This window comes from Enterococcus sp. DIV0774 (assembly GCF_050539095.1).
Lineage (GTDB): Bacteria > Bacillota > Bacilli > Lactobacillales > Enterococcaceae > Enterococcus > Enterococcus faecalis.
Window position 1 is genome coordinate 1,504,888 of record NZ_CP172923.1, and the last position, 10,421, is coordinate 1,515,308.

At 34.9% G+C, this 10,421-nt stretch carries 8 protein-coding genes; 1 reads left to right on the top strand and 7 read right to left on the bottom strand.

Annotation, left to right across the window (positions count from 1 at the left end; genetic code table 11):
- Positions 1–218 precede the first annotated feature (218 nt).
- On the bottom strand, positions 219–1,073 hold the full coding sequence (locus IGL86_RS07345; protein ID WP_002357233.1) for a LysR family transcriptional regulator: 855 nt from the start codon (positions 1,071–1,073) through the stop codon (positions 219–221).
- A 391-nt stretch (positions 1,074–1,464) separates the two neighbouring features.
- Here IGL86_RS07345 and IGL86_RS07350 point away from each other — a divergent pair, with 391 nt between their 5' ends.
- The gene (locus IGL86_RS07350) at positions 1,465–2,295 is read left to right on the top strand and encodes an MBL fold metallo-hydrolase (RefSeq protein ID WP_002369253.1); all 831 of its coding nucleotides are present in this window, start codon (positions 1,465–1,467) and stop codon (positions 2,293–2,295) included.
- Positions 2,296–2,442: 147 nt separating this feature from the next.
- Here the strand turns inward: IGL86_RS07350 and sprE are convergent, their stop codons facing one another.
- The 6 genes from sprE to IGL86_RS07380 form a co-directional block, all read right to left on the bottom strand.
- Complete coding sequence (gene sprE, locus IGL86_RS07355; RefSeq protein WP_080280137.1) at positions 2,443–3,297, bottom strand: serine proteinase SprE; 855 nt, start codon at positions 3,295–3,297, stop codon at positions 2,443–2,445.
- A gap of 48 nt (positions 3,298–3,345) precedes the next feature.
- Positions 3,346–4,878 carry a M4 family metallopeptidase coccolysin gene (gene gelE, locus IGL86_RS07360; protein WP_080280138.1) on the bottom strand — a complete coding sequence of 511 codons (1,533 nt, stop codon included), beginning with the start codon at positions 4,876–4,878 and terminating at the stop codon, positions 3,346–3,348.
- A 235-nt stretch (positions 4,879–5,113) separates the two neighbouring features.
- Positions 5,114–6,457, bottom strand: a complete 1,344-nt coding sequence (gene fsrC, locus IGL86_RS07365; protein ID WP_033625831.1) for a sensor histidine kinase FsrC — start codon at positions 6,455–6,457, stop codon at positions 5,114–5,116.
- On the bottom strand, positions 6,454–7,182 hold the full coding sequence (locus tag IGL86_RS07370; RefSeq protein ID WP_002377181.1) for an accessory gene regulator AgrB: 729 nt from the start codon (positions 7,180–7,182) through the stop codon (positions 6,454–6,456). Before IGL86_RS07370 ends, fsrC begins: the two co-directional genes overlap by 4 nt.
- 88 nt (positions 7,183–7,270) lie before the next feature.
- Positions 7,271–8,002, bottom strand: a complete 732-nt coding sequence (gene fsrA / locus IGL86_RS07375) for a response regulator FsrA (protein WP_075578546.1) — start codon at positions 8,000–8,002, stop codon at positions 7,271–7,273.
- 418 nt (positions 8,003–8,420) lie between these two features.
- The gene (locus IGL86_RS07380) at positions 8,421–10,379 is read right to left on the bottom strand and encodes an amidase domain-containing protein (protein ID WP_033625833.1); all 1,959 of its coding nucleotides are present in this window, start codon (positions 10,377–10,379) and stop codon (positions 8,421–8,423) included.
- Positions 10,380–10,421: the final 42 nt, after the last annotated feature.

Genomic DNA, 10,421 nt, shown 5'->3' on the forward strand with positions numbered 1-10,421 from the left:
CTATACACCAGAACCCCTTTAAATTGAACCGTAATAGATACGATTTATCGATTCTTAAGTTATTAAATAATTGAACATTCTGTTCAGAAATATCGAACAGCCCCATAATTGAGCATCTCTTTTAAACAATGAACATCAAAAATAGCCTTATCCGCAGCAGAAGTAAATCTAAGCGAATAAAGCTATTTTTGGTAACTATTCCAAAGTAATTTTAATGGCTAAGTCTCTAGCAACTTTTGTAAAGTTGCCTTGATTTGACCAGGTTGGACAAAAACCGAACTGGAAACATTTCGGTATAAATAAAATTTTTGTTTTCGTTCAATCGGTAAAAAGAAGAGTTTAGAATCAATTTCCTGCAGTTGTTCTTTCCGAAGAGAGATCACCGCATAAACTCCTTTACTTTTTTCAATGAGACGAGTAAGCATCAACGTATCGTAGCAACAAACAAGCGGACTTGTTAATTGCAACATTTCTAGCACACTCTTGGTAGCTTCTAAATGATCTAAGTGATGCGGCAAAAATAGAAATGGATAGTTGGTCAAACAGGTGAAGCCTTCTTCCTCAATTTCTTGTTTAATTTCTCTTGAAACACAAAGATACATTTTTAGTTCAATTAATTGTTCTTTCTTTAAAACTGGACTATTCACATCTGCAGAAGTAATCACAAAATCCAACTCATGATTCTCCAATTTATTCAATAACTCAAACGATGAACCATGGTAACATTCCCAAAAACGATTCAGTTGATCCTCATTTTCTGTCACTTTATACATCAAGGACGTATTTCCAAAACCTAAACGCATCACTGGATTCTCAATCATTTCATGCAAATTAAGTTTCATTTTCTTAGCCTCGTTTAAAATGATATATACAGATTGGACGATTTTATCACCATAGGAATTTAACGTCAAAGAATTCCCGTTACGGTCAAAAAGTAAATGGCCCAATTCACTTTCCAAATCTTTTAATGACGCACTTAAGGTTGATTTACTAACATGGAGTTCAGAGGCTGCTTTGGAAATACTATTATATTTTGCAATGGTATAAAAATATTCTAATTTTTCAATAGTCATCTTTTGTCATCCCTTTTATTCAAATTCATTTGCCCACGTAACCTGTTCAAAACACGCCTCACTCTTTATCAATAGCGTAGTTATTTTTGCTCTAATAAGCTATGTCCATCTTGTTATTTTTCTATAACTAATAGCAGATGGATATGAAAGTGCCTTTGGTAAAACTTTTTTTCGGAAACAGTACGAGCATTCGCAGTAAATTCAGCTTATTAACAAAGGCGTCTAGCTTTTTCTATTTTACGCAAATTTACTTAAGAAATTCCATTTCAATTCTTTTCTAAAAAAGGTAAGATGGACACAACAAATGCTTCAGTTTCCATGCCCATTTACTTTAAGGTTCAGCGTTATCTACTAAGTATGAAGAATGTCAAAGAAAGGTTAGGTACTCCCAATGAAAATCAACTATTTAGGTACGGGTGCAGCAGAACGGATTCCAGGAATTTTTTGTAATTGTAAATTATGTAAGTACGCTCGAGAGAAAAAAGGACGAGAAATTCGTACACAAACTCAATTAATTATTGATGATGTCCTGCTGATTGATTTTCCAGGGGATTCTTATTTACACTTGTTGCAGTATGACTTGTGTTTTGCAGACTTTGACTCTTTACTAATCTCTCATTGGCATTCCGATCATTTTTACGGCGAGGATTTGGCTTATCGAATGTCTGGTTATGCATTAGATATTCCCAATCGTTTAACTGTTTACGGAAATGAAGCAGTTAAGACGTTTTATCAGCGCGCCTTTGATTTAGAAGGTCGTCAAGACGATACCCGATTACATTATCAGGTTATTCAGCCCTACAAATGTTTTACTATTGCGAACTATACGATTTATCCCCTTCCTGCACAACATGGAAATTTCAGTGAAGATTGTTTTATTTTCGTTATAGACGATGGTAAAGATGCTTTTTTATCCACCCATGATACAGGTTACTTTACGTCAGAAATGTTTGAATATCTTGAAAAGAGCCACTTACTTCTTAGTATTGTTTCTTTAGATTGTACTAGTCAAACAAACGAAACTGGCAATAGTCATATGAATTGGGAAGAAAATTTAAAATTAATTGCAGAATTAAAAGAAAGAAAACTCGTCACAGATAAAACGATTTACGTTGCCAACCATTTTTCTCACAATGGCGGCTTGTCTTATGCGGAGATGGCGGCTTTATCTCAAAAGCATGAAATCATTACGAGTTATGATGGTTTAGAAATACTAACTTAATCGGATTATTTGCCTTCTTTTCAGCACTATTATATGCTTTTAACCGATAATTACAAGGTACTTTTATCGTAACTTACACTATCTTAAAAAACAAAAATACTCGAAATTTCCTGTGATTCTGGAAATTCCGAGTATTTTTATGGTTCTTTACGCTGCTGGCACAGCGGATAAACGTTTATTTTCTTCTTCATTCACTCGATTGACAATAAAGTTATAATTCACTTCATTTAGTCTTTGACCATGGTTTCCTGTTTGCTTAATGCCGCCATTGGAATGAACACCAACTACTTCAAACTGAGCATTATAGATTGGTGAACCAGATTGACCACCGGTTGTATCGATATCATAAAATAGTAATGGATTTTCTAAGTCTGTAAAGTTAGATGTGAACAAATCATTTTCATGAGACCATTGTGTGTGGTTTTTCTCACCTGGATAGCCTGATATTGTTACATGGGCATCTGAAGATTCAAACTTTTTCAAAACAAATGGCGTTAAAATTTCTCCCAACTCTGGGCCATCTGGACGATCGTTTTGTTTGCCGACAGTCACGACCGCAATATCCGCATTCGGGGAAAAAGCTACATCAATCACTTTGAATTTGCCAAATGGTGTCGCACTGCCATCTCGACCTGGATAAAACCAAGCATCATCTTTGGCATTCGGATTTAATACTTTGGCATTCTTAAAACTTTCAGCCACATGATTATTGGTGACAATTGTATTGGTTCCAACAACAAAGCCTGTTCCTAAAGAAATATAGCCTGGTTTACTGGCAGGGGAAATGATTCTTCCGATTGACGCAAAAGGCGCTTCGGTTGTATCTGCCACTTCTTGTCTTCTGTCTTCAGGGTCCAGTAACGATCTTTTTTGTCGTGAATGACTTTCGGCAGGAACGATATACTCTTCTGCATTTGCAGACAAGCTAAAACCGGCTATCAAAGTTACTAAAATCAGAAACAAAAAACCAGCACTAATTTTTCGTATGGAGAACTTTTTCATAAGATTATGCCACTCCTTTTCCATTTTTATTTAATTGGGGAATTTTTTTCATTCATTGACCAGAACAGATTCACTTGGTTGGTTTACTTGAATATCCTCTTTAGCTCCGATTCCAGCAGAGTTAAAGGCTGCTGACACCACTGAAGCTGCTTCATCGCCATATTGAACTTTTGCAGCAGCAAGCATCGCATCACGAGCATCACTGAATTGTGCTTTAGGTGTTAAGTAATTTACTAATGAGCTGTAGAAAATAGTCTGTGCTTTTTCAATGCCTAAATTCTGGATAATGGTGTAACCAATCCGATTAATAATTCCACTATTATAATGAACACCGCCTTGATCATAATAAGGCGTTCCTTTATACCGTGCTCGATCGTCGTATTGAGCCATGGTTTCTGGTTGTCCGTGTTTACTTGGCGTTTGTAAATTTCGAATACCTGTTTTTCGGTCAACACTCTGAGTATCCGCACCAATTTCTGGATTAGATGCACCCGAAATAATATAACCCATCAAATCAGAATAAGATTCATTCAACGCACCTGATTGTCCTAAATATTCTAAACCGGCAGTATGTTCCGTCACACCATGTGTCATTTCATGACCAACTACATCTAAAGAGGAAGCATACGTTTTTCCTGTTGGTGTACTTGTTTCACCATAACGCATTGCTTTTCCATCCCAAAAAGCATTGTCATAAGCATCTGGATGTTGTTCATCAACAACTGACAAGATGGGCATCCCTCGATCATCAATACTGTGTCGTTGGAAATGATCTTCATAATATGTTTTCACAAATTTTCCATGCGTATAGGCGTCAACAGCATTCTGATTTAATGTCGCTAGTGATGGCGCTTGAATAATAGAATAATTATTTTTGCCATCAACTACTGCATGGTAAACCCCTGTGTTATCCGTTCCGTGTAAAGCAATTCCCGTATTGCTTTTTTCAACTGGTACATTAAACGTTACTTGAAAAGAGTTTTTTAACGTTACTTCACTACCGATATGTTCCGTTAAATCTTGTTTTTCCATAATTGTTCCATCTGTAGCGTTCACTTTATAAACCAATGATACGGGGTCACCAGTTGGTGAAGAAGTTACTCTGACTTTATAAAATAATTGCCCTTCATTATTTACACGTTTGTCAATAGCTAAAAAGACAAGATCTTTAGTTTCTGGATTATCAGAAGCAATAATTTTTTTAACTCCTTCTTCACCGATTGCATCAACCGATTGAATTTTCACTACTTGATCAACTGGATTTCCTGTAACACTTGTTACTGCACCGTTTTTATCTAAATGAATAATCACATTATCTGAATCAACAGTAACGCCTTCCGTTTGCTTTTCTAACTTAAGATGCTTCATCCCCCACGCATCTTCTTTTCGATCTACAACCGTATATTGTTCAGCAGCTGCCTCAGAAATTGCCTCCTTTTCCAACTTCGATAAAACTGTTGAAACTTCACTTTCTGAATAAACTTGTTCTTCTGCTGCTACAAAAAGTGAAGAAAATAGACATGAACTTCCAACAAAGATGCCTGTACCTAAAATGTATAAAATTTTATTTCCCTTCATCAAACGATTAACTCCTTCCCCAGTTTCCTTTTATTTCTTTTCCCAACAAAAGTATTGCTTTATCTTCCCTAATCTTTCCCGTTAAACGACCGCCCCTTTCCCTGCGTGAATATTTTGTTGCTATTTTCATTATAGATAACTACCTAACCGGCACTATCTAAATTCCTTAATTAGCCGACATTTTTCCCTGTATTGCCCCTCATATCTCAATACCATAGCAAAAAAGTTGTTAACAAATTCATTCGTTAACAACTTTTTTACTATTATGATTTTTTTCAATAATTAAATGTTGAGTGACCGCTCCTTCATTGAAGGACGTTTGCAAATCAAATTGATCTGAAAAATCAACAATTTCTTTTACATATAACAATCCCCAACCGTGCTCTTCTGGGTTACTTTTAGAACTAAATTTGGTTTTCTTCATAACCTTAAAATCAAATTCGGCTTGGACACTATTTGTTATCACAAACTCTTGTGTTTCATTTTTATTGAAAATTGAGATAGCGAACATTTTCAATTCTGATTTTGCACTGTTTTCAATCGCGTTATCTAATAGAATAGCCAACAAACGAATCACAACCACTAAGTCGATTGATGTATCAAGAATAAATACTTCTGGCACATCAACAATCACTTTTAGTTTTGCTTGCTTTGCGGTATTAATTTTCATACTTATGAGTGCCTTAAGTTCCATATTTTTCAAACGATTTAACTTCATAAGTTCAAATTCTTCATTATCAATAATTTTTTTGGTTGGTGCAATCGTTTCTTCATAAATTCTTTTGATTTCCAGAATATCTTCGTATGAAATAGCAATTTGTAAACTATACAATAAATTTTTATAATCATGACGAAACATCGCTAGCTCTTCGTTAATGGATTCTATTTTTTCAGTATAAATCGTTAAATTATTCAATAATTGAGTGTTGATACGTTGTTCTTCCAAATAAGCTTCAATGACTAAGCCAATCAGAATTAAAAATAAACCTACACTTATTAATAACTCCAATTTAGAACTATTTACCGTGACAAATCCTCGCATAAAGTCAGGTGAAATCTCTGGCGAAATCAAAAACACAAAAAGTAACAACAGAATCAACAATAAAATTAAACAACCAAAAAAAATTCGGCTATTTTCTAACACACGATTTAATCTTAAAAAAACACTATTGGGAATTTTTAAAACAATCCAGATATTTATAAGCAACAGAAGAACATTTGAGGCAATCCATAATAATTTATTTTGATAAATCTGTTGAAAAAAAACACTTAAAATCGTTTGCTCCGTGTAATTGATAAACGAAACCATAAGCAATGTAAAAACGGATAAAAATATCGCTTTAAAAATTGAGAACCTCTTTTTGTGAATGAGTAAAAATCCTGTAAAAATAACGACTGTCAGCGCATAAATCAACCAAGAGTAGCCCAACATTAATGCCGCAAACGAACAAAGATTAATGACAATAAGCAATGAAAGTAACGGTATTTTACATTCAATCTTGATCAATGTTACTCGTAAAAAGACAAAAACGATAAAGCTAGATACAAGCAAAACGTTAGTAGCTAATAACAACAAAATCATTTTTCAATATTCTTTTTAGGTTTTTCAGTTTGTCCCATCCATTGTCCAAATATATTGGGCGAATTTTGATTTAATCTAGGCTTAGTTCCCACACCATCACTGACTTTTGCAACTCTTTTTTCAATAACATTTTTAATTATTTTTTTACCAAATTTCATAAAAACACTTCCTTCAATTAAATTTTTTGTTACAGGGAGTATCATCAGACCTTGGATGACGAGACCGTAGAGTATTACTGAAGCAATCTTTTCTTTGACAAACAGACTACATAAAATAAGTAAACACACCCTTATAAGGCTTTGCTTTTTGAGCACGTTTAAATCAGATGGTTGAACAGGTTCAATTGCTGTTCCTTGTGGCGCATACCAATAAAATAATACAACTAAGAGGCAAATCAATAGAATTTTATAAATAAACGGTAAGCTCACAGAAGAATTTTTCAATACAAATGGTATGGCGACATAGATAACAATGCTTTCTAGACGACAGAGCCATTTAGTTTTTGCATGCCAGCCACCTGCGACAGGCCGTAAAAAAATCAGTACGACGTATACAATAAAGGTTTCGCTTAACGTCCCAAATAAAACTGATAAAATCAGAATCATCAGAAAATTAAATAAGCCAGAAAAATAAACGGTTAGATAATACTTTGTCCATTGTGTTTTTCCTGATTGATCTTCCTGATCCATATCCATAATATTTTTTAGAATCCAATCGATTAGCATATCGCCCTCCTCTTCAAGTATTGCACTAAATTATAACGAATATAGCGACTAATAGATAGATAATTCCTTAATTAGTCATTATCCCTCCCTAAGTAAGAAATAGTGCCTTGACCTGAGTATAATATCTTCTTGAGACTGGTACTTCCGTTCCGTCTCTCATAGTTAAAAGATGCGTTTTATAATTTAATTTTGACGCATATTTTTTATTGATGATGATTGATTGATGGACTCTAATCAAATCTGGATGCAGTTGTTCAATTTTTGATAACGTTCCATAAAATTCTCTTTTAAAATTTTTACCAACCATTGACACACGATGATCGTATTCCGTTTGAAAGAAATAAATATCATTAATATCCATTTTTATAGAAGACGCTTTTAAGTTAATGATAATATATTCACTTTTTGTCTTTATATTTTCTTTTTGTTGAATATATGCATCGACACATGTTTCAACCTCTTTTTGGAAATCTAGAAAATCCACGTTCTTTTGAATAAATTGAAGAGCTGAAACCATATATTTGTAGGAAGTTAAAACTAATTCTGTGTGAGTAGAAATAAATACAATCAGACTTTCACTGTCTGTTTTTCTGATTTCTTTGGCAACCTCAAATCCTGCCTGGATATGATTGTTCATTTGAATATCTAGGAAAAAGATATTTAGTTGGGCGTCCTGGTGTGCCACTTGTAATAATTCATCTGAACGTGAAAATAAATGGATTGTTTCATTATAAATATTTCTTGCATGTAGGATATTTGTTACCAATGCTTCTAACGCTTTTGCTTGAATAATTTGGTCTTCTAATATATAAATAGCCATTTGTTCACTCATCCCTTTCTCAAGAAGATATAAAATTACACAACAAAAGACAAATGATTATAATGTTCAATCAATTTATACACCAATAAAAGAGATAAAAAATTGATTGTCTGTTAGTATATTCACATAAATTTAGTATAGCGATTTCAGTAGTTTCCTGCAAACAAAAACATAAAATAACAAAGCATCAAGAAAGAGTACTTTGGACTATTCATCTTTTGCTAACGAATCATGAGGACTATTGTCTCTTCGTTGATGAAAAACAAAGAATCAACCGCCAAACTGTTCTTGTCATTTTATACATGACAAAATCAATTCATTGGTCGATTCTGGTTATTTTAATTTGTTAGTTCACACATGGATCATTGTGCTAATTTTTTACTTAAACATCCACAGTTCTTCCTGTTGAATGAGTCGATTAAGCGCCAATGTAGGTCACGCCACTACTATAAGCAATTACATTAGGTAAGACACGATACGAAATCGTTTGATCATTGATGACATTGCTTTCAGAAATAATGATTCCATCAGAAGTGACCGCTTCAACAAAAGCAACATGTCCATATTGATTATCTGCGCCAGCAACTCCTGGTTGGAAACTAATCGCACGACCAGCTTTAGGCAATGAACTAACTTGATAGCCTAATGCACGTCCTTTTCTTCCCCAGTCACTGCCATTTCCCATAAATTCATCCACAGAAGTGCCCAACTGTTTGAAACGATTATAGACATACCACGTACATTGGCCCACGGGATAGCTACCACTTCGATTATAATTGATCCCATCATAGACTGGAAAATGCATTTGTTGCTGTTCCGCTTCCGACAGCTCATTTTTAGATTGGATAATCAAACCGTCCACTGTTTTTGGTAAATCAAATTGCGTTAAGTTATAAACCGCAATTAACGAATTTAATTTATTATCGTATTGCTTGTCTGTTGCATATTTACCTGTTAAAAAACGCGTTGCTTGAAGGTAGTTTTTGGCTTCCGAACGCCACGCTGGTTTATAAAAATCTTGATTTCCGTCAATCCCTTGTCGGAGTAATTGAACATAATCTTGCAGTGAGTCATTATAGCCACCGTAATCGCGAAACCCAGCGGAAATTGTATAAAGTTGGCCCCTCTGATCAGCCTCTTTTGTTGAAAAGCTAACACTATTTCCTTGGAACGAACCTTTCACGCCAAAGAGATTATAATAAGGTTCTTTGGCTAGTTGACTTTCGCCAGAGCCACTTTCTAAAATGGCCTGAGCTATCATCACTGATGCAAAAACATCGTATTTTTCGCCAAGTTCTCTGGCTGTCTCACCAATTTTTTTAATAAACGCTGTGGTTTGTTCTGACTTCTGCATTTCAAATGACGCACCATATGTTGCTAAAACTTCTTTACCATACTCCGTTAATGTGAACTCCTTAAAAGGATTAGTCACTACCAAGCGTTTTTCCTCTTTTGAGTCTGGTTGTTGTTTGGCAGTATAGATATTCTCTAACTGAGCGATTACTTCTGGTTTCTCTTTAGAATCCGCTTCCGCTGCGGCAATTAAATATTTTCCTTGGCCAAGATAAACACCATTTTGAAGCGTTTTTCCTTCAGCTGTTTGCCAAAAAATCAGATCACCAGGTTCTGCCTCCTCTATAGAACGAACTTTACCAAATGTCATTTGTTCTTGCGGCGTACTGCCAATGTCTATTTTAAATAATTGTTGGTAAATTTTTTGGGCAAGGAAACTACTGGTCAATACTTGCTCCGTCAAATTAAATTCTTTTTTTGTTTTCCCAACGTGTCTTAATGCTTCAGCCACCACGACTGCCCGTTTCTTTTCGCCAAAAGACGACAACAGTGGAAGTTCGTAGCCTTTTAAATTTGAAGAAGCTATTTCATCTACTTTGAGGGACGGATTTAACGATACAGCCTGATTTTCTTCAACAACGTTATTGGTGGCTTCAGGAACTTGAATAGGTTCTTCAGGTTCTTGCTTGGTCACAGGAACTTGTGGTGGTTGCGATTGTTCAACAGGCTGCGTGATTTCTGATGATACCGTTGGCTCTGTAGGTTCTTTTTTTGTTTCAGAACTAGTATTTGTGGTTGTCGTTTCTGTCGTTGACTGACTCGTTGATTCGGTAGTCGTATCGGTAAAACTACTTGATTCAGATGACGAACTACTAGTGGACGTTGTCGATGTAGCAACAGTTGTTTCGGTTGTTTCAATTACTTTTTCTTCCGAAGTAATTGTCGTTTCCGAGGACAGAGCTGTTTGTAGCGAGCTACTTGGTAATTCTGCAGCCAACGTAACAACTGGAGCGACTTCCAAACTCAGAAGAACGAGAATACTTGTTAAAACAAGTAGTTGATTCTTGATTTTCTTTCTTTTCATTCGTAAAAATCCTCTCCTATTACTTACTTGCGCATTTGCACA

What these genes read in the sequence shown, in the direction of transcription:
- IGL86_RS07345 (WP_002357233.1), bottom strand. Translation starts at nt 1,073, where the DNA reads ATGACTATTGAAAAATTAGAATATTTTTATACCATTGCAAAATATAAT.
- IGL86_RS07350 (WP_002369253.1), top strand. Translation starts at nt 1,465, where the DNA reads ATGAAAATCAACTATTTAGGTACGGGTGCAGCAGAACGGATTCCAGGA.
- sprE (WP_080280137.1), bottom strand. Translation starts at nt 3,297, where the DNA reads ATGAAAAAGTTCTCCATACGAAAAATTAGTGCTGGTTTTTTGTTTCTG.
- fsrC (WP_033625831.1), bottom strand. Translation starts at nt 6,457, where the DNA reads ATGATTTTGTTGTTATTAGCTACTAACGTTTTGCTTGTATCTAGCTTT.
- IGL86_RS07370 (WP_002377181.1), bottom strand. Translation starts at nt 7,182, where the DNA reads ATGCTAATCGATTGGATTCTAAAAAATATTATGGATATGGATCAGGAA.
- fsrA (WP_075578546.1), bottom strand. Translation starts at nt 8,002, where the DNA reads ATGGCTATTTATATATTAGAAGACCAAATTATTCAAGCAAAAGCGTTA.
- IGL86_RS07380 (WP_033625833.1), bottom strand. Translation starts at nt 10,379, where the DNA reads ATGAAAAGAAAGAAAATCAAGAATCAACTACTTGTTTTAACAAGTATT.